General features: G+C 54.8%; 21 protein-coding genes. 6 read left to right on the top strand and 15 right to left on the bottom strand.

Features of this window, described 5'->3' with window-relative positions; translation table 11 throughout:
• Nucleotides 1–5 precede the first annotated feature (5 nt).
• Complete coding sequence (gene tauA / locus ECL_RS05470) at nucleotides 6–968, bottom strand: taurine ABC transporter substrate-binding protein (protein WP_013095793.1); 963 nt, start codon at nucleotides 966–968, stop codon at nucleotides 6–8.
• A 242-nt stretch (nucleotides 969–1,210) separates the two neighbouring features.
• Here tauA and ECL_RS05465 point away from each other — a divergent pair, with 242 nt between their 5' ends.
• The 6 genes from ECL_RS05465 (at nucleotide 1,211) to fbpC (ending at nucleotide 9,008) form a co-directional block, all read left to right on the top strand.
• Nucleotides 1,211–1,840, top strand: coding sequence for a response regulator transcription factor (locus ECL_RS05465; protein WP_013095792.1), 630 nt, complete (start codon nucleotides 1,211–1,213; stop codon nucleotides 1,838–1,840).
• Nucleotides 1,840–3,381, top strand: coding sequence for an MASE1 domain-containing sensor histidine kinase (locus ECL_RS05460; protein ID WP_013095791.1), 1,542 nt, complete (start codon nucleotides 1,840–1,842; stop codon nucleotides 3,379–3,381). The genes ECL_RS05465 and ECL_RS05460 overlap by 1 nt, the downstream gene beginning before the upstream one ends.
• Nucleotides 3,382–3,466: 85 nt before the next feature.
• Entirely contained in the window at nucleotides 3,467–4,768 is a 1,302-nt protein-coding gene (uhpC, locus tag ECL_RS05455) for an MFS transporter family glucose-6-phosphate receptor UhpC (RefSeq protein ID WP_013095790.1), read from the top strand.
• Between the two features lie 13 nt (nucleotides 4,769–4,781).
• Nucleotides 4,782–5,813 carry an ABC transporter substrate-binding protein gene (locus tag ECL_RS05450; protein WP_013095789.1) on the top strand — a complete coding sequence of 344 codons (1,032 nt, stop codon included), beginning with the start codon at nucleotides 4,782–4,784 and terminating at the stop codon, nucleotides 5,811–5,813.
• Between the two features lie 65 nt (nucleotides 5,814–5,878).
• A complete protein-coding gene (locus ECL_RS05445) occupies nucleotides 5,879–7,957 on the top strand; it encodes an ABC transporter permease (protein ID WP_013095788.1) in 2,079 nt (692 codons plus the stop codon).
• Between the two features lie 4 nt (nucleotides 7,958–7,961).
• Nucleotides 7,962–9,008, top strand: a complete 1,047-nt coding sequence (gene fbpC / locus ECL_RS05440) for a ferric ABC transporter ATP-binding protein (RefSeq protein ID WP_013095787.1) — start codon at nucleotides 7,962–7,964, stop codon at nucleotides 9,006–9,008.
• Between the two features lie 242 nt (nucleotides 9,009–9,250).
• Here the strand turns inward: fbpC and ECL_RS05435 are convergent.
• The 14 genes from ECL_RS05435 to mmuP all read right to left on the bottom strand — a co-directional run bounded on the left by ECL_RS05435 (nucleotide 9,251) and on the right by mmuP (nucleotide 22,514).
• A protein-coding gene (locus tag ECL_RS05435; RefSeq protein ID WP_087776199.1) for an IS3 family transposase occupies nucleotides 9,251–10,458 on the bottom strand; the annotation gives its coding sequence in 2 pieces (ribosomal slippage) (nucleotides 9,251–10,137 and nucleotides 10,137–10,458; 1,209 coding nt in all).
• 83 nt (nucleotides 10,459–10,541) lie between these two features.
• Nucleotides 10,542–10,853 (bottom strand): hypothetical protein, encoded by a 312-nt coding sequence (locus tag ECL_RS05430; RefSeq protein WP_176682056.1) that lies wholly within the window; start codon nucleotides 10,851–10,853, stop codon nucleotides 10,542–10,544.
• A gap of 233 nt (nucleotides 10,854–11,086) precedes the next feature.
• Nucleotides 11,087–11,527, bottom strand: coding sequence for a hypothetical protein (locus tag ECL_RS05425; RefSeq protein ID WP_013095784.1), 441 nt, complete (start codon nucleotides 11,525–11,527; stop codon nucleotides 11,087–11,089).
• A 7-nt stretch (nucleotides 11,528–11,534) separates the two neighbouring features.
• Entirely contained in the window at nucleotides 11,535–12,272 is a 738-nt protein-coding gene (locus tag ECL_RS05420) for a winged helix-turn-helix domain-containing protein (RefSeq protein ID WP_038418769.1), read from the bottom strand.
• A gap of 163 nt (nucleotides 12,273–12,435) precedes the next feature.
• Nucleotides 12,436–13,236 carry an EAL domain-containing protein gene (locus ECL_RS05415; protein WP_013095782.1) on the bottom strand — a complete coding sequence of 267 codons (801 nt, stop codon included), beginning with the start codon at nucleotides 13,234–13,236 and terminating at the stop codon, nucleotides 12,436–12,438.
• 5 nt (nucleotides 13,237–13,241) lie between these two features.
• Nucleotides 13,242–14,102: an MrpH family fimbial adhesin gene (locus ECL_RS05410; protein WP_013095781.1), complete on the bottom strand. Its 861-nt coding sequence runs from the start codon at nucleotides 14,100–14,102 to the stop codon at nucleotides 13,242–13,244.
• Nucleotides 14,103–14,113: 11 nt separating this feature from the next.
• Complete coding sequence (locus tag ECL_RS05405) at nucleotides 14,114–14,590, bottom strand: fimbrial protein (protein ID WP_013095780.1); 477 nt, start codon at nucleotides 14,588–14,590, stop codon at nucleotides 14,114–14,116.
• On the bottom strand, nucleotides 14,583–15,164 hold the full coding sequence (locus ECL_RS05400) for a fimbrial protein (protein ID WP_013095779.1): 582 nt from the start codon (nucleotides 15,162–15,164) through the stop codon (nucleotides 14,583–14,585). The genes ECL_RS05405 and ECL_RS05400 overlap by 8 nt, the downstream gene beginning before the upstream one ends.
• Before the next feature lie 16 nt (nucleotides 15,165–15,180).
• Nucleotides 15,181–15,927 carry a fimbria/pilus periplasmic chaperone gene (locus tag ECL_RS05395; RefSeq protein ID WP_013095778.1) on the bottom strand — a complete coding sequence of 249 codons (747 nt, stop codon included), beginning with the start codon at nucleotides 15,925–15,927 and terminating at the stop codon, nucleotides 15,181–15,183.
• A gap of 31 nt (nucleotides 15,928–15,958) precedes the next feature.
• The gene (locus tag ECL_RS05390; RefSeq protein ID WP_013095777.1) at nucleotides 15,959–18,442 is read right to left on the bottom strand and encodes an outer membrane usher protein; all 2,484 of its coding nucleotides are present in this window, start codon (nucleotides 18,440–18,442) and stop codon (nucleotides 15,959–15,961) included.
• A 1-nt stretch (nucleotide 18,443) separates the two neighbouring features.
• Nucleotides 18,444–18,995, bottom strand: a complete 552-nt coding sequence (locus ECL_RS05385) for a fimbrial protein (protein ID WP_013095776.1) — start codon at nucleotides 18,993–18,995, stop codon at nucleotides 18,444–18,446.
• A gap of 88 nt (nucleotides 18,996–19,083) precedes the next feature.
• Nucleotides 19,084–19,599, bottom strand: a complete 516-nt coding sequence (locus ECL_RS05380; RefSeq protein ID WP_013095775.1) for a fimbrial protein — start codon at nucleotides 19,597–19,599, stop codon at nucleotides 19,084–19,086.
• Between the two features lie 595 nt (nucleotides 19,600–20,194).
• Entirely contained in the window at nucleotides 20,195–21,127 is a 933-nt protein-coding gene (gene mmuM / locus ECL_RS05375) for a homocysteine S-methyltransferase (RefSeq protein ID WP_013095773.1), read from the bottom strand.
• Nucleotides 21,114–22,514, bottom strand: coding sequence for an S-methylmethionine permease (gene mmuP / locus ECL_RS05370; protein ID WP_013095772.1), 1,401 nt, complete (start codon nucleotides 22,512–22,514; stop codon nucleotides 21,114–21,116). The genes mmuM and mmuP overlap by 14 nt, the downstream gene beginning before the upstream one ends.
• Nucleotides 22,515–22,557: the final 43 nt, after the last annotated feature.

Here is a 22,557-nt window from a genome sequence, read left to right as displayed (position 1 = left end):
CCCCCTTATTTCACAAAGCGATCGGTCACGTACTGGCTGTAGTCCGCCGCCACCGCAGGCACTTTGCCCTGCTCTTTCAGGAACGTGGCGGTATCGACAATCGCTTTGTTTACCGGCCCGGTCAGCTGTTGTACCTGCTGGGCAGGCGTGAGATAGGTATTCCCTTTCACCAGCCCCGGAACGTCCGCTTGCGGCACGCCGCTCAGACGGGACAGTTTTTCGAGATTGGCAGGCTGCTTCAGCCATGCATCCGGGTTGCTGATATAGGGCTGCTGAGCGTCGATGGCGCTTTTGGCAAAGGCCTTCACGACCTCAGGATGTTTCTCGGCAAAATCTTTGCGCACCACCCACACGTCAAGCGTTGGCGCGCCCCACTGGCCCACTTTTTCGGAGTCGGTCAGCACGGTGCCGTCTTTTTCCAGCTCATTGACGGCCGGTGCCCAGACGTATGCGCCATCAATATCGCCGCGCTGCCAGGCCGCAATAATCGCCGGTGGCTGCAGATTAATGATTTGCACCTGGCCTGGCTTGATGCCCCAGTGTTTCAGCGCCGCCAGCAGGCTGTAGTGAGTGGTCGAAATGAACGGCACGGCGATGCGCTTGCCGATCAGGTCTTCCGGTTTGGTGATGTTTTTCTTCACCACCAGCGCTTCGGAGTTACCCAGCTGTGAAGCGAGGAGGAAAACTTCAATCGGCACCTGCTGGCTGGCCGCTACCGCCAGCGGGCTGGAGCCGATATTACCAATCTGCACGTCGCCGGACGCAAGCGCACGCACCACGGCCGCCCCGCTGTCGAACTTACGCCAGTCGACGTTTGCGCCGCTCTCTTTGGCAAAGTTGTTATCCGCCTGCGCGACTTTCGCAGGCTCTGCGGAGGTCTGATACGCGACGGTGACGTCCACCGCCTGCGCCTGAAATGCCCACAGCGCCAGCGCGCCGAGTAATGTAATTCGCGATGTAATTGCCATCCTGTCTGCTCCCCTTGTTGTTATGAGGGCAGTATTTCCGGCGCGGGAATTTTGATAAAGGAATTAAAACGAATCGCTAATAACGATTCGTTTTTAGAAAAAAAGCGGGAAAGGATAGTTAAAAAAAGTGGGCTGTGGCTTTATTGCAATTTTGTTACATCGATTCCATAACCGCAGCCGCAGTATTGCCAGCCCGTCGGCAACGGGCATCATAGGTCAACGAATGAGCAAAAGGTGTCGAGATGATTAAAGTGGTGCTGGTGGACGATCACGTGGTGGTGCGTTCCGGTTTCGCCCAACTGTTAAATCTGGAAGAGGATTTAGTCGTAGAGGGTCAGTTCAGCAGCGCTGCAGAGGCGTGGCCCGTCCTGTCGCGTAACGATATCGACGTGGCGGTGATGGATGTTGCGATGCCGGACGAAAACGGTCTTAGCCTGCTCAAGCGCCTGCGCCAGCAGCGGCCAACGTTTCGCGCCATCATCCTGAGCATCTACGATACCCCGGCCTTTGTGCAAAGTGCTCTCGACGCGGGTGCAAGCGGCTATCTGACCAAGCGCTGCGGCCCGGAGGAACTGGTGCAGGCCGTGCGCACCGTCGGCATGGGCGGGCATTATCTGTGTGCCGATGCGGTAAAAGCGCTGCGCGGCGGCGAGCCGATGCCAAAAGTGCTTGAGGCGCTCACCCCGCGCGAACGCGAAGTGTTTGAACTGCTGGTGAAAGGAGAAAGCGTGAAGGAGATCGCCTATACGCTTGCGCTGAGCCATAAAACAGTACACGTTCATCGTGCCAATGTACTGGGCAAGCTTCAGTGCAACAGCACCATCGACCTGGTGCACTTTGCGCTTGATAACCAACTGCTGACGGGTCACTGATGCGGCGCGCTGTCCGGCATCTGATCCTGTCCCTGTTCATTATGCTGGCCTGGGGAACCGGCTGGCTGATGCTGTGGACGCTGAGTTTCTACCTTACCCACAACGGCCAGCAGGCGGTGCTGTTTCTGCCGCAGGGGGTGTGGCTGGCACTGATGATTTTACTTTCACGCCACTACTGGCCTGCATTAATTCTTCCCCCCCTTGCCGCCATTCTGTGGCTGCACGGCGAGCAACTCCTCACACGTTATATGATGCTAACTGTGCCGCTTATCGGCATAGTCAGCGCCTGGCTGGCGCAGCGGTACTGGCACCGTTTCCCGCTCTACTGGCAGCGGCTGTCGACCCTGATTGCGGCGGTGACGGTGAATGCCCTACTGCAAACCTTGCTCCTGTCGCCCTTTCTGGACAGCCCGGCCACGCTGCTTTTGCTCGGCTCATTTACGGGTGGCGTGCTGCTTACGCCGTTCGTCTATCTGGTCTTCGAATTTTTACGCCAGCAGCATCGTTACCATCTGCTGGGGCTGGACACCAGCAATCCGCCGCTGCGCACCTCGCTGATTATCTGGTGCAGCCTGTTTTTCATTATCGGCATCGGCACGCAGATGGTGCTCTCCCCGGCGCTGGAGCGGCTGCTGCTGATTATCGTGTTCCTGCCCAACGTGGTGATGGCGTGGAAATTCGGCTGGCAGGGTGGTGTCCTTTCCGGGCTGCTCGGCAGCATGATGATCACCATTGCCCGCCAGGTGGGCGTCGGATTTAGCGACCTTCTCGAACTGGAAATTTTTCTCTCTACCCAGTCGTTGCTGGGGATTGGCCTGGGAATCGCTATCAGCCGCCAGCAGCATCTGGCGATGAACCTCGAACGCTATCGCCATCGGCTTGAGAATGAACTTCAGGCCAGGCGGGCGCTGGCGGAGAAACTGATCCATTCCGAAGAGGACACCCGCAAGCTGCTGGCGCGCGAGCTTCATGATGAGATTGGCCAGAACATCACCGCTATCCAGATTCAGTCTCAGTTGGTGAAGCGGACGAGCGATACGCCGCTCGCCATTGAGGCCGCTGGACAGATCAACGATCTCGCGCGGCGTATTCACCACTCCACACGCCAGCTTTTGCGCCAGCTTCGCCCCCCCGTGCTGGAAGAGCTGTCGCTCCACGAGGCTCTGCACCACCTGGTCAACGAGTTCGCCTTTGCTGAACGCGGGATCCGCTGCCACTTTGACTACCGGCTTCCCACGCCGCCGGAGAGCGAAACGCTGGTCTTTACGCTATATCGCCTGCTTCAGGAGCTGCTCAACAACGTCTGCAAACACGCCAACGCAAGCGAAGTCACAATTCTGCTCTGCCAGCGGCACGCGCGGCTGTACCTTGAGGTGCACGATAACGGTAGCGGCATTAGCCCGCAGCAGCAGCCCGGCTTTGGCATTCAGGGCATGCGCGAGCGCGTCTCTGCGCTCGGCGGCGAACTGACGCTGGAATCCCTTCCAGGGACGCGCGTAATTGTTAACCTGCCCACAAATTTGCAACAAACGCCGCTCTGACCAGGAAAAAGTCTTAGTCACTCCAGACTTTGTCTCATCCCATTTATGCCGCACTTCCCTACAGTCATCTCAAACGGAGAACGCCATGCACGCACTGTCTGCTGAAGAGGTTTCACAACGTTACCGGGCGCTGCGCCCCAGGCTGCTCCTTTGTATGGCGATTGGCTACGCCGCGTTTTACCTGACGCGAAAAAGTCTGAACTATGTTTTACCCGCGCTGCAGCTGGATCTGGGGCTGAGCAAGGGCGATATCGGGCTTATCGGTTCGCTGTTTTATCTCAGCTACGGGCTGTCCAAATTCGCCGCCGGGCTCTGGAACGACAGCCACGGACAGCGCGCGTTTATGGGCATCGGGCTGCTGGCTACGGGCGTGCTGAACGTGCTGTTCAGCTTTAGCGATGCGTTCCCGCTGCTTCTGTTTATCTGGACGCTGAACGGCTTCTTTCAGGGCTGGGGCTGGCCGCCCTGCGCCAGGCTGCTGACCCACTGGTATTCGCGTAACGAACGCGGCTTCTGGTGGGGCTGCTGGAATACCTCCATCAATATCGGTGGCGCGATTATTCCGTTGATTTGCGCCGTTGCCGCCCATCGATGGGGGTGGCAGGCGGCGATGCTGACACCGGGGATCATCAGCATCGTGCTCGGCCTGTGGCTGACCATACAACTGCGGGGTACACCGCAGGAAGAGGGTCTGCCCACGGTCGGGGAGTGGCGTAGCGATCCGCTGGAGCTGCGCCAGCAGCAGCAAAGCCCGACGATGGGGTTATGGCAGATGTTGCGTACCACCATGCTGCAAAACCCGATGATCTGGCTGCTCGGGGCGTCGTATGTGCTGGTGTATCTCATCCGCATCGCCCTGAACGACTGGGGCAATATTTGGCTGGCAGAAAGCCACGGCGTGAACCTGCTTAGCGCCAACGCCACGGTGATGCTGTTCGAAGTGGGCGGGTTACTGGGCGCGTTATTTGCTGGATGGGGATCAGATCTGCTGTTCAGCGGCCAGCGTGCACCGATGATTTTGCTGTTCACGCTGGGGCTGATGGTGTCTGTCGCTGCGCTGTGGCTGGCACCGGTTCATCACTATGCCCTGCTGGCGATGTGTTTTTTTACGGTCGGATTTTTCGTCTTCGGTCCGCAGATGCTCATTGGCCTTGCCGCCGTTGAGTGTGGACACAAACTGGCGGCAGGCTCGATTACCGGCTTTCTCGGCGTATTTGCCTATCTGGGTGCCTCGCTGGCCGGGTGGCCGCTGTCGCAGGTGATTGAACGCTACGGCTGGTCAGGGATGTTCAGTTTGCTCTCGATTGCCGCCGTCCTGATGGGTTTATTACTGATGCCCTTGCTGATGGCGGGCATCACCGCTTCTCGCAGTCACATAACGTCATAAAAAGGGCTGAATAATGAAAACAACGCTTCTCTCTACCCTCATTGCTTCCGGGATCGCACTGGCTACCTTAACCGGTGCCGCACAGGCCAAAGGCCGTCTGGTGGTGTACTGCAGCGCCACTAACGAAATGTGCGAAGTGGAAACCAAAGCATTCGGTGAAAAGTACGATGTTAAAACCTCGTTTATCCGCAACGGTTCCGGCAGCACGCTGGCGAAGGTGGATGCCGAGAAGAAAAACCCGCAGGCCGATGTCTGGTACGGCGGCACGCTGGATCCGCAGTCCCAGGCCGGTGAGATGGGGTTACTCCAGCCCTATAAATCGGAAAACCTGGAACAGATCATGGAGAAATTCCGCGATCCGGCCAAGGTGAAGGGCAACCTCTCCTCTGCGGTCTATGTCGGGATCTTAGGCTTTGGCGTTAACACCCAGCGCCTGAAAGAGAAAAATCTGCCGGTGCCCAAATGCTGGAAGGATCTGACCAAACCGGAATACAAGGGCGAGATCCAGATTGCCGATCCACAAAGCTCCGGCACCGCCTATACCGCGCTGGCGACCTTCGTCCAGCTGTGGGGGGAAGATCAGGCCTTCGACTACCTGAAACAGCTGAACGGCAACGTGTCTCAGTACACCAAATCCGGCATTGCCCCGGCGCGTAACGCCGCACGTGGTGAAACCGCCATCGGCATCGGCTTCCTGCACGACTACTCGCTGGAAAAAGAGCAGGGTGCACCGCTGGAACTGATCTCTCCCTGCGAAGGCACCGGGTATGAAATTGGCGGTGTAAGCATTCTGAAGGGCGCGCGCAACGAAGAGAACGCGAAGCTGTTCGTGGACTGGGTGCTCTCCAAAGAAGCGCAGGAGCTGGCGTGGAAGAAGGGCAAATCCTACCAAATCCTGACCAACACCACAGCCGAGACCTCACCGAACTCGCTCAAGCTCGATGACCTCAAGCTCATCAGCTATGACATGGACAAGTACGGCTCCACGGACGTGCGTAAAGCGCTGATCAATAAATGGGTCAGCGACGTGAAGATGGGTAAATAAGCCCGCGAACAGTGGTCATCGCCCGGCAGCATTCATTTGCCGGGCATCCAACACCCGGAAAATTTATGTCACAGACACATGCTCTTCATCCCGCCAAAAAACGGGATGCGGTATTCCTGTGGGTTTTACTCGGCTGGCTGGCCTTTGCCCTGCTGCCGAGCTGGAGCCTTGATTACGGCCTGCTGGAGTCGACCGGGGATGAGATCCTCGACGCCTACGGCTGGTCCCAGTTCAACATCAGCTGGCTGTGGTACCTGCTGCCGAGCTTGCTGCTGGTACGTCCGTTTAACGAAGCAAAGCGCGAGCAGCGCAGCCGCCACTACCTTGACGCGGGCTGGGCACTGCTGTGTATGGCGTTCGTGGTCATCAGCGCCACCGTGGAAGGACGCGGTTTAGGCTATGCCACCATCGTGCTGTTTGTCGCCCTGGGCGCCATCATGACGCTGGCCCTCACCCGCCTGGAGTGGCTGGGCGGCGATCGTTTTGTCATCGGCTCGCTGATTACCATCGTGGCGTTGATCGGGATTTTTATCGTCTGGCCGAGCATCGCCATTTTCATTCCGATGTTCACCAACGACGCAGGTGAATTCGCCCCGCTGGCGTTCATGAATGTGCTGTCCCAGGCGCACATTATTCAGGTCATCATCAATTCGATTATGCTGTCGATTGCCGTCGGGATCGGCTGCACCTTCTTTGGGCTGGTGTTGGCGATATACACCACGCGCATCGCCAAACGCAGCGCCATCATTGGCCGTATCTTCTCGATTCTGCCCATCGTTACCCCGCCGTTCGTGGTGGGGTTGGGCGTTACACTTATGATGGGGCGCTCTGGCTATATTACGGAGCTGATGGTGGACTGGTTTGGGTTAACCAACACTAACTGGCTGTACGGCTTCACCGGCATCTGGTTGGCGCAGGTGCTGGCCTTCACGCCGATGGCCTTTATGATCCTCGACGGCGCAATCAAAACCATCCACCCGTCGCTGGAAGAGGCCTCGTACACCCTACGCGCCAGCCGCTGGCAGACCTTTAACGGCGTCTTCGTGCCGCTGCTGAAACCGGCGCTGGCAAATGCGTTCTTAATCGTGGTTGTACAGTCGCTGGCCGACTTCAGTAACCCGCTGGTGCTGGGCGGGAACTTCGACGTGCTGGCCACGCAGATTTACTTCTACATTACCGGCTCACAGTTGGATTATCAGGCGGCGAGTACCCTCGGAGCCTTCCTCCTGCTGTTCTCGCTGCTGGTGTTCTGCATTCAGTACATGTGGATCGGCAAGCGATCCTACGTAACCGTGTCCGGTAAATCGTACCGCGGAGACGTGCAGCCGCTGCCGGTGACGCTGGTGTGGAGCGTGATCGCCCTGCTGGCGGTGTGGATCGCCTTTAACGCCCTGCTCTACGGCAGCATTTTCTACGGCAGCTTTACCGTCAACTGGGGCGTGGATTACACCCTGACGCTGGATAACTTTATCAAGCTGTTCGGGCAGGGGATGAGCGACGGCGCGTGGCCTTCGCTGCTCGATACCCTGCTCTACGCCGGGATTGCCGCGCCGATCACCGCCGCCTTCGGCCTGCTGATTGCCTGGGTTGTAGTGCGCCAGCAGTTCCGGGGTAAAAAGACCATCGAGTTCACTACCATGCTGTGCTTTGCCGTACCGGGTACCGTGGCGGGCGTGTCGTACATTCTGGCCTTTAACAGCGCGCCGGTGTACCTCACGGGCACCGCCGCCATCGTGATTATTTCCATGGTAATGCGTAACGTGCCGGTGGGCATTCGCGCCGGGATCGCGGGATTAGGGCAGATCGACAAGTCGCTGGACGAGGCTTCGCTGAGCCTGCGTGCCGGAAGCCTGCGCACCATCACCCACATCCTGCTGCCGCTGCTGCGTCCGGCCATTTTATCGGCACTGATTTACAGCTTTGTGCGTGCCATTACCACCGTCAGCGCCATTGTGTTCCTCGTCACGCCGGATACCCGCGTGGCAACGGCCTACATTCTGAACCGTGTGGAAGACGGTGAATACGGCGTGGCGATTGCCTACGGCTCGATCCTGATTGTGGTCATGCTGGCGATCATTTTCCTCTTTGACTGGCTGATCGGCGAGGCGCGTATCTCCCGTTCTAAAGCCAAAAACCAGGCATAACACTATGACTGAGAAACATTTTGTTGAACTGCGCAACGTGACCAAACGCTTTGGCGCAAACACAGTAATTGAAAACATCAACCTGGCGATCCCGCAGGGAAAAATGGTAACGCTGCTCGGCCCGTCCGGCTGCGGTAAAACTACCGTGCTGCGCCTGGTCGCCGGGCTGGAAAAACCGACCGAAGGACAGATTTACATTGATGGAGAGGATGTGACCCACCGCTCCATTCAGCAGCGCGATATCTGTATGGTGTTTCAGTCCTACGCGCTCTTCCCACATATGTCGCTGGGCGAGAACGTGGGCTACGGTCTGAAGATGCTGGGCGTTTCGCGTCCGGAGATAAAATCACGGGTCAAAGAAGCCCTGGCGATGGTTGACCTGGAGGGGTTTGAAGATCGCTACGTGGATCAGATTTCTGGCGGCCAGCAGCAGCGCGTGGCTCTGGCCCGCGCTCTGATCCTCAAACCCAAAGTGTTGCTATTTGATGAACCGCTGAGCAACCTCGATGCGAACCTCAGGCGCAGCATGCGGGACAAAATTCGCGAACTGCAAAAGCAGTTCAACATCACCTCGCTGTACGTGACGCACGATCAAAGCGAGGCGTTTGCGGTCTCCGACACCGTGCTGGTGATGAACAAGGGCAACATTATGCAGATTGGCTCGCCTCAGGATCTCTATCGACAGCCGGCGTCTCGCTTTATGGCGAGTTTTATGGGGGATGCCAACCTCTTCCCGGCGCGCTTCAGCGAGGATATCGTGGAAATCTACGGCTACCGTCTGCCGCGACCGCTGCATTTTGCTACGCAGGGCGAAGGTACGGTCGGTGTGCGTCCGGAGGCGATTACGCTAAGCCAGCGCGGCGAGGAGAGCCAGCGCTGCACTATCCGCCACGTCGCATATATGGGGCCGCAGTATGAGGTGATTGTCGACTGGCACGGGCAGGAGATTTTACTTCAGGTGAACGCCACGCGCCTGCAGCCGGACGTGGGCGATGCGTACTACCTTGAGATCCATCCGTACGGGATGTTTATGTTGGCGGAGGCTGCGTAATGAAATGCGAAACGGTGACGCGGGTTACCGTTTCGCGTCTTCGCTTTTAATACCATAACCAGGTTTCGGGTAACGTATAAGACCGTTGCAGTAACCCGTGGCGAAAAATATATAAACAAGCAATATAAAAATGCCTGACGTTAAGCCGCTGGCAAACTTTGTCTCTAAGCTTATAGACCTCCTTTTGAGAACAACAAAACATCGTTGATCTTGACCCGCCATTTCCGGACAGCTTTTGTATCTTAAGTTAACGATGCCCGCTGCCGCCGGTATTCTCTCGGAGAGTGATATCCCAGCGCACTATGCGGGTGATTTTCATTGTAATGCGTGAACGCCGCTGCAAGGTTTCGCAGGGCTGTTCTCACATCCGGTTTCGGCATGAACGCGATATAGTCTTCCTTCATCGTCTTCACGAACCGTTCGGCCATGCCATTGCTCTGCGGGCTGCTCACCGCTGTTGTACATGGCTCCAGATTCAGCTCTTTGGCGAACCTCCGCGTTTCATGCGCGGTATATGCTGAACCGTTGTCCGTCAGCCACTGCACCGCTGTGTCGGGCAGCCTGTCGCCGAAGCGCTTTTCCACCGACCTCAGCATCACATCCTGCACGGTCGAACTGTCATAGCCTCCCGTGCTTGCTGCCCAGTCTATGGCCTCACGGTCGCAGCAGTCCAGCGCGAACGTTACCCGCAGTTTTTCGCCGTTGTCGCAGCCGAACTCGAAGCCATCTGAACACCAGCGCATATCGCTTTCTGCCACCGCTATCTTGCCCTTATGTTCACGCTTCGGTCGCTCTGGTTTGTGATGCAACAACAACAGGTTATGCTCGCTCATTATCCTGTAAAGCCGTTTGGCATTCACAGGTGGCTGTCCCTCTGTGCGACGTTGCTTGCGCAGGATGCCCCACACGCGTCGATAACCATAACTCGGCATATCGCTGATAATGTTGAGGATAGCCGACAGTATTTCTGCGTCTGCTTCTTCATTACGCCGGTTACAGCGCCTGTCCTGCCAGTCGGCAGAACGGTTAATCCGCAGTGACAGTTGCGCACGCGACACGCCCATGGTCCGGCTGACCATGGCTATTCCCCGTCCTTTGGCAACAAGGGCGCGTGCGCTATCCATTTTCGCGACTGACCGTACTCCACGGCTTCTTTCAGGATCTCAACTTCCATCGTCTTCTTGCCCAGAAGGCGCTGAAGCTCCCGGACCTGCTTCAGAGCAGCAGTAAGCTCAGAAGCAGGAACGACTTCCTCTCCAGCCGCAACGGCGGTGAGGCTGCCTTCCTGATATTGCTTCTTCCACTTAAACAGCAGGCTGGGCTGGATACCATGCAGGCGGGCGACATGGGAGACATTCATACCCGGCTCCATCGTCTGCTGGATAATGGCGATCTTCTCCTGAGGAGTTTTACGTTTACGGACTTCTTGCCCTAACAGGATCCCGGTCATCTCAAAATTGGTGTTAGTGTTAGACATATATTCAAGCCTATCTCTTATCTGGAGATACAGCTACTGTCTGGTGTTTCAGGGGGCTACATCAAACAACAAAACATCGTTGCCATCTCTTCGATATCCTTTCCGCACAGAAACGCATTAATTAATGCAACCTCTCTTTCTTCTATTTTTATTCGCACCGGCGGTGACCATTTATCCGGCATTGCAATAGAGATTTTATTAAGGATCATCAGCGATATATTTTCTGGGCTGGTTTTCATATCAACAGTGTCTCCACAGGGTTTTACGCTGAAGGGCAAGCTCACGGGTTGATTCATACAAAGCATAATAGCCTTAGTTCGCTCAAACATAGCCGAGAGAAACCGCCACCCGTGCTCAAGGTCGTTCATCGGCATTCTGCTGTCTACCAGAACCACACACTCTCGATGTGAGGTTTCAAGTAGTGTAAGATCCTGAATATGTTTAAGAGAAATACAGTGTTTCAACCCATGAAAGAGATAACTATCCTGTGTTATCAGAACGTTTAATGGCATGAAATTTACACCCAAATGCATTTTAAAGACAAAAAGACTCCAGCCTCTTAACATTAAGAGGCGGAGATATAATTAAAAAAATAACGGCATCAGTCTGATTTAGCGCACACTAATACCGTACGCCGCAAATCGCTAATGCTCCATATTTCACCCTGTAACTTCCGCACCTTAAATAAAAAGACCTTTTGTGCTGAAGTGAGTTTTTCAGATAAAGAGTCAGGTAGTGTTTCACTAATATTCTTCTCTATCTCTTCTCTTTTAAATTCATTAAAAGAGTGACGGTTATCTCCAGAATAACGCAGTCGGGCATAGCGATCGACGATATAGCGCTGGTTGTTGTAGGTCACGACCCCATACTCGGTAATGTAGCTGAGCTCATCTGGAACGAAGTGAACGACGAGATGGATGTTGGCGACGATCTTGTCATGGTCTTTACCCAGCTCAAGATTCATATCTGCTGTGCAATCCAGCACGCGGGTATCCTTGGGCACATACAGCAACGCACCAATAAATACCGCGATCAACAACATAGCAAGGCTAGCCCACTTTAGTCGAGACGAAGTTTTTACATTCACTAAATTCCCCTTCACTATCGACCGTACATTTTGCGACAAAGATTTCAAGAAGCTCAGTTTTCTCATGCACTTTACTGTCATCGTAAAAAATATAGGCAGGCGTTGAACACTTCGTCAGCAATTTCATCCCGTTTCCTTCAGAGAAATAGTGTTCCACTCTCTTTGCATTCACTTTGCTGTGATAAAAGATCTTGCACTGCTGCACTTGTTTTAAAAGCGTGACATCCTCACGTTTGTCGAAAAAATTGAGATATAAAGCGATTGCTAATCCAATAATAATGAACAACACGCCGGTCCATTTAATCAACCGGGTCTTATGTACACTGGGCTCTTTTTCAGGTTTTGAAATCGCCTGCATCACCAAATAGTCTCTGGACTTTTCATTGACCTGAAGATTTTCCAGCGCCAACTCAAAGCCTTGTTTAGGGACAGTTTTGAGCACATCATGAATTCCAAACTCAGTGAAAATCTTACGCAATATACTGATATTATTATTCAAACTATTACTGGATGGGGTTAATCCAAAATCGCCCCAAACCTTCTGCAAAAGTTCTTCTCTGGTCATTAGCCGGTTATTATTCTCCAGGAGTACGAGAAGAAGCCTGCATGCCGGATTAGAAAGCACATGTTGCGTTTTTCCATCCGACACTGTCCTTTCAGCAACGTTGAAAGAGACATTATTGTTTAATATGAAATGCATAACACTGTCACCAGCTCCAATATTAATCCACACTCTTCATGGCGTTAATGCCGATAGCTAGTTTAGCGTATTGGAATAAAGTGACAAAATACCCGTTCAATTGCGTATCATACTGTCTAGAAATTTTTACTTACGTCATGACAAATTATAATCAACGACTCTCTTATTTCCTGTTTTTCATCTGAAAATGTAACCGTCTGGCGGCAAGATACTCCCGTAACTGCGACTGACTTAATGCGAAGGAAAAGAGATAGCCCTGCTGAATAACAATCCCCATATCGCGCAGCAGCTGTGATTGTTCAGAGGTTTCAACCCCTTCAGCAATGATGCCAAGACCCCGCGCTTTCGCCAGGCCAGCAACCATCGCTGCAATGGATGTTGACGCTTTATCAGAGGAAAGATGCTTAACGAAAAGCTGGTCCACCTTCACCCCGTCCACGCTAAATTGCTCAAGGTATTCCAGATTAGAGCAGCCGGTACCAAAATCATCCAGATAGATCTCGACCCCCGCCAGCTGCAACTTCAGAAAAGCGCCCGTAACCTCAGGCGTAGGCGGCAATGGTTGCTCTTCGGTGACCTCGACCACCAGACAATATTTTTCCAGAGGAATGGATGCCAGAAACGAGAGCGTATCAAACACAAAGCCGGGCTTCGCGACCTGTGAAGAGGTCACATTGAGCGAAAGATGAAGCCCAACAGGCAGCAATGCATCCAGTTCGTTAATATCTGCCGCAACCTTGCGCATCAGGTGTTGCATCATTTCAGGCAACAGGCCGTTCTCGTCAAATGCGCGGATAAGCGCCAGGGGCGAGGCATTCTCCTCAGAGAGTGACCAGCGCATTAATATTTCCAGCCCGTACAAACGCTGGGTCCGGCTGTTAATCAGCGGCTGATAATAGGGAACGATCTCCCCCATCATAAGCGCGCAGTAGAGATCGATATTGTTCAAGGGCAACGCAGTCATTTTCATCACTCCACTGTAATCAGCATCACAGTGGAGCCCGAAAACTCACCTGCCGCCACGCTGCCATTTGTATGAAGAACTGATTTCACAACGACATTTTCCTGTTCGGCGACGTCCAGAGTGAAGCCCGACGTGCCGAGTACGTTGTCATTCATATAAAGCTCGGAATAGAGACTGCCGTCGTCACGCAACTGCACGTTGTCTGCGGAGTAGATATACAGCTTGAGCGTCTGTGATGTCGTACAGTTAATACTGACGTTTTCACTGACTTCATGCCCGTCAAGCTCCTGATGCGTCAGCGTGCCGTGGTCGAGGGTCAGTACGTCCTGATTGAAATCGCAGGAACCGCTGGGCTGTGGAGCAACACCACAAATACTCCCTGGCATCATAGGGTGGCCCTGAAAAGCGCTTTGGTTGACGTTTGACGCGTTGTTACCAAGGTTTTTGCCCGCTGCGTAAAAAAAACCCACGCACTCTTCCCAATTGACAGCCACACCGCTGTGCCGCGTCGTGGACGAATAAGGGAACGTGAAAATGGTTTTAAACTGCTGACTTACCTCACCCATTGTCTCTGCGGTGATCAAAAACGGATAGGACCCCGCGTCCCAGGAACGCTCTATTCCTGGTCCTGAAGTCCCCGCAACATTATGTCTGTGTCCGATGATCAGAGTACAGGCCGAGAGCTGATAGCATGGATTTGGCGTTGCGTCATTTTCATCCCAGTCGGCAATCGTGAAAGTGTAGTCGTAGCAGGAGTTCGAGCCGCACGATTTGAGGGTGTCGATCCAACTCCAGATTGAGGCTGAAGCGGTGTGACAAAATGCCATGCCGAGGAACAGAAGAAGCGCAAAGAACATTTTTTTCATGGAGTATTCTCCTACTGATACTGAATTTTCAGCGTGGCTGACGCGCTAAACACGCCCGTTTCCACGGTTGATGCGCCATCTTTAATCGGCGCGGCCTGCAAGACAGGGACCTCCGGCCAGGTAAACGGCATCCAGGTATTTAGCGGCATCGATTCTCCGTTCATATACAATTTGATCCCCAGCCCTTCGCGGTCTGTGGCCAGATAGTCGTCGCTAAACGAGGCTGCCGCGCCTTCAAACTGCATCTCCAGATCGTTGGAGGTCAGATCTTCGCAGACCAGCGAATAGTCGATGGTTTTCATAAAGTTCTCACCGTCCAGCTGGCGCGCCTGCAGGTTGCTGCCAAAATCCACGTGGACGGTTTCACCGTTGTTGATTTCACACACTCCCTCCACGACCACGCCGGTGACGTTTACCGTCAGGGATGACCAGGCCACTGGATTGGCCAGCAACAAAGCGATAAGCAGAGCAAAACGTGAACTAGTCATAATTAAGCCTGAAGTGGATCAGCGCCTGCCATGCCCCGGCCACCAGCGGTGCAGAGGTACGTTCCGGCGTGAGATAATAAAAAAGCGTGTTGTCATCTGACTCCAGCAACAGCGGATGCCCCTCATCGTTAAGACGAACCGAACGGTGCAGTCTGTCGGTCAGGTGTAGCCCTAACCCGCTGGCCCCGGTCACGCGGACCAGGCCCGGATTAAACAACTCTCCCGGCGCAACAAAGCTGACCGTGACCGAAGGCTGATCCCGACTCCAGAGCAAATCGCCGCTCCACGCATCGCGTACTGAGGTGGGTGATGGCATACAATCCTCCAGATGGATCTCCACCCGCACCGGCGTACCCTGGTCGCCTGGCTTTTTAAGCGCACCCGTTGCCGTCGTCCCCATGTCCACCTCCTGCCACGCGGAGTCCATCTCCAGACGGCAGGCGCTTTCCGTCAGCGCACCGCGCACGTGCAGCAGCCCATAGTTGCCATCGACCAATTCGTCCGCGGCATTTAGCGATCCTGCCAGCAGCATCAGAACGAGCCCGCTCCCCTTTTTCCAGTACGCGATAGTCATGCCACTCTCCCGACGGTTATTTTTTCTTTTCCTGCGGAACGGCTTTGCACTCGTTGCCGCCACAGCTGAAGATCAGCTTTGCGCGGCCACCGAAGTCGTTGACGTAAGTCAGCACTGGTGCGCTGCCGAGCGCAGCAGCAGAAGGTGTCAGCACCAGCTGACCTTTCGGCTCAACCATAATCGGCTTGAAGCCTGCCGCCGCTTTGCCAGTGAGCGTCGAAGACGCATTCACCAGCGAGATGTAATACGGCGTCGGATTATTCACGCGGTATTTATCCCCTACCCGCGTCAGGGTCAGCTGTTCCTGAAACGGCGTGGAATAATCGGCACGCTGCACTTCAATAGCGGCCGGGCGATAAAAGAGCTTGATGCGGGTCTGGAGCGCCAGTTGCAGCGTATTAGGCTTGCTGCTTTTGGGCGGGATCTCGCGCAGATTGAAATAGAACAGCGACTCCCTGTCCTGTGGCAGGCGCTGGATCCCCGCGGTGGATTGCACCTTGATCTGACTCTGCTCGCCTGGTTCAATGCGCTGAACCGGCGGCAGCAGCACCAGCGGATCGGTGATTTTTTTACCCTGAGCATCTTCCACCCATCCCTGCGCCAGATACGGCAGTGTTTTATTTTCATTGGTCAGGCGCAGGCTGACGGATTTTGCCGCGCCGTCAAAAATCACCCGAGTTCTGTCCAGCGATATGGCGGCTGTCGCCACGCCTGAAACCATCAGTGCCAGGCCCGTCAGGGCGGAAATTCGCACAATTGTCATCTTGATTAACTCATCTCGTTGTTCAGGCCGGTTATTCCGGCGCACAGGTTAAAAGCAAATTCTCCAGCACGGCTGGCAGCACGGCCGGCAGGTTTACCACGCAGCGGGCTTGTCCATCCCATTTGACGGTCATTTTGCCGTTTGGCTGAATGCCGCTTAGCCAGACGCTTCCCTCGTCATTCACCACCCCCGTTTCCTGGTTTTTCTCGTTCATCACCGAGGCCCCAAATGGCGGGAAGCTCCCGTCAGCCTTGCGGATAAAGGCCATCGCTTTACCACCTGCAATCACGTCAAACTGGCGATAGCCGATCGCCCCTTCGGTGAGCGTGGCCTGTGAGACCGATCGGGTGACGTCAGCGTTTTCATCAAGCTTGTCAACGTCAATGCGGATCGGATTGCGGTAGTAGCTGTTCACATCGCCAATCACCGCCTTCCCGAATCGGTTGGTTTTCACCGAGGCGCCGAATCCCTTCACGGGCACGCCGTTGACGCCTGCGGTATCCACCAGTACGCGGCTGCCGCCCCGCGCGTTCGAGCGGTGCGCTGCGCCCCCTTCGGTGGTCAGGGTCAGACCGCCGGTCACATTCATGCCCAGCGCGGTATAACTGCCGGACTGATAGCTGGCGTTGGTCTGTACCTGCGCGCTATCGCCCTGCCAGGTGTAGTAGCCGTACGCCGTCGGGCCGCTGCGGGAAAGGCCGCTGCTAACCTGGAAGCTATTGTGTTCATCCACCCGGCCGTAATAGCTCACGCGATGTGTGTTATCGGTGCGGTTAATTGTGGCGCCATAGCTGAGCGAGGTGCCGTTACCTATCGGCAACGACACGGAAATGTATGCCCCGTCGTCTTTCAGGGAGTAGTACTCGCTGCGGTAGGCCGTAAGCGATACGCTCATGTTCTTGAACGGACCGAGCTCGACATAGCGCGACAGCGACAGGCTTACGCGGTCGTTATCCGCGCTGTTCCAGTAGGTCTGATGGCTGTAGTTGAGGTAAGCGCTCAGCCCGACATCACGGAAGCGTTTGTTAAACGACACCGTGTATTTTTCTTTCGGGCTGTGCGACGTGCCGCTGCCGTAGCGGGTATCGAGGTACTCCGACATACTCATAAAGTCGCGTTCGGAGAAACGATACCCGGCAAAGGTGACCTGGCTGTCGTACTCGTCGAAGGTTTTTGAGTAGCTCACCCGGTAAGAGGTACCGGACAGCGTTCCTTCAGAAGGCAATACCGCCCGCGACTGCGTTACGTCGAAGGCCAGCGCGCCGAGGATGAAGAGATCGCGCCCGATCCCCACCGACAGGGCATTATAGTCACCGCCGATCACCGAGCCGCCGTACAGCGTCCAGCCGTTGGCCACGCCCCAGGAGATTTCTCCCGAGGTGAACATCGGCCCGATCATGCTGTGCCCCCACTCGGAGGGTTTACCCGCTGCAAGCTTGTAGCGCACCGCACCCGGGCGCGTCAGGTAGGGAACCGAAGCCGTCGTGACCTGAAAGACCTGCACGCTGCCGTCCAGCTCTTCCACCCTTACGTCGAGCGTGCCAGAGATGGCATCATTCAGTTCCTGAATACGAAATGCCCCGGCGGCCACCTGCGTTTCGTGTATTACGCGTCCCTGCTGGCTGATGGTCACTTTACCGCCTGAACGGGAGATCCCCGTCACTTCTGGCGCGTAGCCACGCAGGCTCGGCGGCAACATGCTGAGATCGGAATTCAGGCTAACGCCGCTAAAGCGGAAGGTATCGAAGATATCGGAGCTGAGGTAATCTTCCCCCACCGTCAGCTTCGCTTTCAGTGAAGGAATGGCGCGGTAGAGGTAGTAACGGCTAAAGGCGAAATCCTTGTCCGTTTTCCCGTCACGCTTGTACCAGCTGGTCTGCCAGTCGGCGCGGGCACGCCATGGTCCCAGGTTGGCCCCCAGGACCCCATTCCCGCTGATATTTTGGCTGTCTGAACCGGTTTTATTCTGCTGCGCCTGAACATTGAGGTTGTAGTCGGCAATCACACCAGGGATACCCTCATCCCAGCGCGAAGGCGGATCCCAGTTTGGCGCAGTGTACTCCAGCCACGCCTGTGGGATCGCCAGATAAAGCGTGTCCTTTGCAAGGTCGACGCGCATATCCAGCCCTTCGAGACTGGCTTTGTCCAGACACTCACCGTCGCGCAGCCAGCGAAGATCGTCCATGACGCTGGCCTTCAGGTTGAAGCGAGAGAGCTGCTCTGGCGTAAGGCAAATCAGGCTGTCCCGGCCGTTTTCACCCTCGGGATAGACCACAATTCGCTCTTCGCGCAGGATGTCTTTGTTCACCATGATGCTGAAGGTGTAGTCGCCGGGCATGACGTAGCCTCGACGCGAAAAGTGGCTAAGATCGATATTGCTCTTGTCCTGCGTGTCCAGCACGTCGGTATTGAACTGAATATCATCGTCGGCCCAGCTTTTCGCCACCGGCACGATTAAAGCCAAAATCAGCACGCTGAGCGTTGAGCGTCGGAATGTCCGTATCGTTTTTTTCATCTCAGTAGTAATCCATTCTGAAGCGGATCAGAGACTGGTAATCCCCGGCTTTAAGCGGCTGTCCGTTGCTGACAAGCTGAAGCGAATAATTCAGGTTCATACTGCCCGCCGTAACCTCTCTGGCGGGAAACGCCACACCAGGCGCGGCGATATTGCCGTCAATATCGCGGATCGCCAGTTCAATGCCCTGCGCGTCTCCATGTACTGAAAATCGCTCTGTGCCGATCATGGGCTCGAACGTTATCTGGTAGTACTCGGAGTCATATTTGCTGTTCCCGGGTGTTGGCAGCATCAGGCAATTAATTAAGCGAACGGTGAAGGCACGGGTGGGGCCGTAACCTTTAGTCGCAATTTCCGACACGGGTGTATCGCCCATATCAATCGTTTGATCACGGCTATCGAGATCAATTGCACAGGGTGTGTAGAGCACCGCCCCCTGAATCAGGACGGCACCCTCCCCCAGGTTTGCAGCGAATAAAGGCAGGCAATAACCAGACAGGAGAAAAGGGAGTGTTTTAACTAATTTTGTTGTATTCGAAAATATATAACCCATAGCAAACCCTTTTCACTTATTCAGTCGGTATCGAATATCAGACGGCCTGCAAAGGCCGTCTGACGAATCATCGAAATAAGGTCAGGGCTTATTCGTAAGCCAGAGTCCAGTTAGTCACAGCGGTGAAATCACCTTCGGTTGGTGCTTCTCCACCGATGATGTATGCGGAATAGGTCAGAGTGTTGTCGCCATTAACCACGTTCTGTCCACTCGTGGCTTCACCCAGGGTGATAGTGTTGCTGTCGCCATCGGTCATCACGATGCCAACATCGGTTGCATTACCGGTTACGCCCAGTACTGCACCGTCAACGCTGGAATCCGCGCCGGAGAAGGTAGTGGTCACAGTGGTAGCGGTCTCAACAGAGCAGTTTTCCAGGTGAATGTAAAACGGAACCGGCGTAGAGGTACCGCCGTTCGCCACCGCGGAACTGGAAACCTGGCCGAGGCTAATGGTCTGATCTTCATCACCTGCCGCGATTGAACATGGCGCATCGATAACGGAACCGGTGAAGGTCACAACGCCGCTACCCTGGTCAGCCTGAGCACCGAAAGCAGCCATACCAGAAGCCAGAACCAGTGCAGTAAAGAGTTTGTTCATTTTCATAAATATCGTCCTGTAAATTAAGTGAATGACACACACATAAGATTTGTGATGGCTGAATTTGGGCAATAGACGCCCCGCCCGAAAATTGGGATTAATTAAATTATTCAGCAATCAAATAATCTCTTAAACATCATCATCAGCAAATTCAGTTGAACTTACGCATATCTCCCTGCGCTTCGCTGATGCAACAAATAATAACCCGACGATGAAAAAACAAAAGGCAAAATAAGCCATCAGATCAAAAACAAAAGACATTCTTAAATAAGAGATTTAATTAGAATAATAAAGATGAATTACACATCAATTAGTTTTTTATACTAAAATAAATAATAATGATAGATTATCATTCTAAAGCTTAATCTTTTAACCCACACCAACAGTCATAAACACGAGATTATCAAAGTAGATTTGTTGCTGGAGTGTGAAAATTAATTACATAAACTCAAAAAGTATCTGTGTCAGGAGACAATATCATTCGCACGCGAACAGAAATTATCTAGTTGGGATAGGCATCTGAATTGGTCAGAAAGAAATAATGGGAAGGGTATAAAGAGAATTATTCCCGGCCTGCATAACTGCTGACCGGGAATCAGGATTATCGCTGCGCGTTAAGCTCAGCAATATCTTTCGGCGTGGTGCGACAGCATCCACCGATTAATCTGGCACCGGCCTCCAGCCACTGGGGCAAATACCCCGCCAGCGTCTCGCACGCTTCACCGTGATGGTGCCAGGTTTTGGTCACCGCATCATAATGCTCGCCCGAGTTCGGATAGACCACCAGCGGCAGTGCCGTCAGGCTGTGCAGGTGTTTCAGCGCCGCGGTGGTGTTTTCCAGCGCGATACAGTTGATGCCCAGCGCCACGACCTGCGAATTATCTTTCAGGGCCGCGACAACTTCCAGCAGCGGTGTCCCGTCGCTCAGGTGCTCGCTGTCGCGCAGGGTAAACGAGAACCATGCCCGGGCGCGGGGATACTCAGCCACAAGTGCTGCCAGCGCCTTGATCTCCTCAAAGGAGGGTAGCGTTTCGCAAGCCAGCAGATCCGCCCCCGCATCCAGCAACGCCTCAATGCGCGGACGATGAAACGCGGTAAACTCTTCGGCGCGACGCACATAATCTCCGCGATACTCAGAGCCATCCGCCAGATAGGCGCCATACGGCCCAACGGACCCCGCCACCAGCAGCGTGCCCGCATGCGGATTTTCCGCCAGATACGCTTCACGCGCCTTACGCGCCAGCTCCACGCTTTTGCCGATCAACGCGCGGGACTGCGCCTCATCCAGACCGCGCGCCGCAAAGCCCGCAGGCGTGGCCTGATAGCTGGCGGTGATCGCCACCTGCGCACCCGCGCGGTAGTAGTCGAGGTGGACTTCACGGATAAGCTCCGGGTTTTCCATCAATACTTTGGCAGACCAGAGGTTGTCTGCAAGGTTGCACCCGCGCGCTTCCAGTTCAGTTGCCATTGCGCCATCCAGCACCACAAACGGCTGCTTTTCAAGGAGGGCGGTAAGCGGATTATTCTGCGACATGTTCAGGCTCCTGCGATGTCAGGTTTCGGGTCAGGTAGTAGGCACCATAACACAGGGCGACGAACGGCAGGCCACAATAAAGGGCAATGCGCTGGCTCGGATCAAACCACAGGCCGATACATGCCACCACGCAGAGGATAAACCCGAGCACCGGCACCAGCGGATACCACGGCGCGCGATAGTGCAGAGCAGACAGCGGCTGTCCGGACTGCAGATGACGACGACGGAAGACAAAGTGCGACGCGCAGATGCTGATCCACACCGCCACCACCGCAAAACCGGAAATGGCCGACAGCGCCACAAACACCGTGTCCGGCGCAACCACGCTTGAGAAGAGCGCCAGCACGCCACCGAGCATGGAAACGGAGAGCGCCGTCAGCGGCACGCCGTTTTTATTGACGCGGGCAAAGCAGCGCGGCAGCGTTTTCTCGTTAGAAAGCGACCACAGCATGCGCCCTGAGGCGTACAAGCCGGAGTTTGCCGCCGAGAGGATCGCGGTCAAAATCACAAAGTTAAAGATATCTGCCGCATACGGGATCCCGACTTTTTCAAACACCAGCACAAACGGGCTCTTTTCCACCCCGGCCTGCTGCATCGGGATCAGCGCCGCCAGCACAAACACGGTGCCGATAAAGAAGATGATCAGTCGGGCAATGGTCGCGCGGATCGCCACCGGAATAACCTTATGCGGGTTTTCCGTTTCGCCCGCCGCAATGCCGATAAGCTCGGTGCCGGAGAAGGCAAAGTTCACCGCCACCATGGTCATCAGGATCGGCAGGCCGCCATGCGGGAACCAGCCTTCAGCGGTAATGTTGCTCAGACCCGGCGCAGGCGAACCGTCCTGCATTGGAATAAAGCCAAAGATCGCCGCGCCGCCAAGAATAATAAAGGCGATGATGGTGATAACTTTCACCAGCGAGAACCAGAATTCGCCCTCGGCAAAGAAACGCGTGGAGATAACGTTAAGGCCAAAAATTACCACGCAGAAGACCACGCACCATACCCAGACGGGCACCTGTGGGAACCAGTACTGCATACAAAACCCGGCGGCGGTAAAGCTCGACCCTAGCGCCACCGTCCAGGTGAGCCAGTACAGCCACGCCACGGTATAGCCCGTCGCCGGGCCGAGGTAACGAGCGGCATAGACGTGAAACGCGCCGGTTTCCGGCATCGCCACCGACAGTTCGCCCAGACACTGCATCACCAGCCAGACTACCAGTGCGCCAATGAGATAGGCCAGCAGCGTGCCTGCGGCCCCGGTTGTCGAAATGATATAACCGGTATTAAAGAATAACCCTGTGCCAATCACGCCACCCAGCGAGAGCATAATCAGGTGGCGTGTTTTCATGGTGCGCTTTAGCTGCCCATTTTCTTGTTGTGTTTGCATATTACCTTCTATACGTATGGACATCTAAACATCCAAAGAAGGT

The sequence above is a fragment of the Enterobacter cloacae subsp. cloacae ATCC 13047 genome, assembly GCF_000025565.1.
Lineage (GTDB): Bacteria > Pseudomonadota > Gammaproteobacteria > Enterobacterales > Enterobacteriaceae > Enterobacter > Enterobacter cloacae.
The sequence above is the reverse complement of the archived record's forward strand: the minus strand, read 5'-3'. Positions and strand labels throughout refer to the sequence as shown.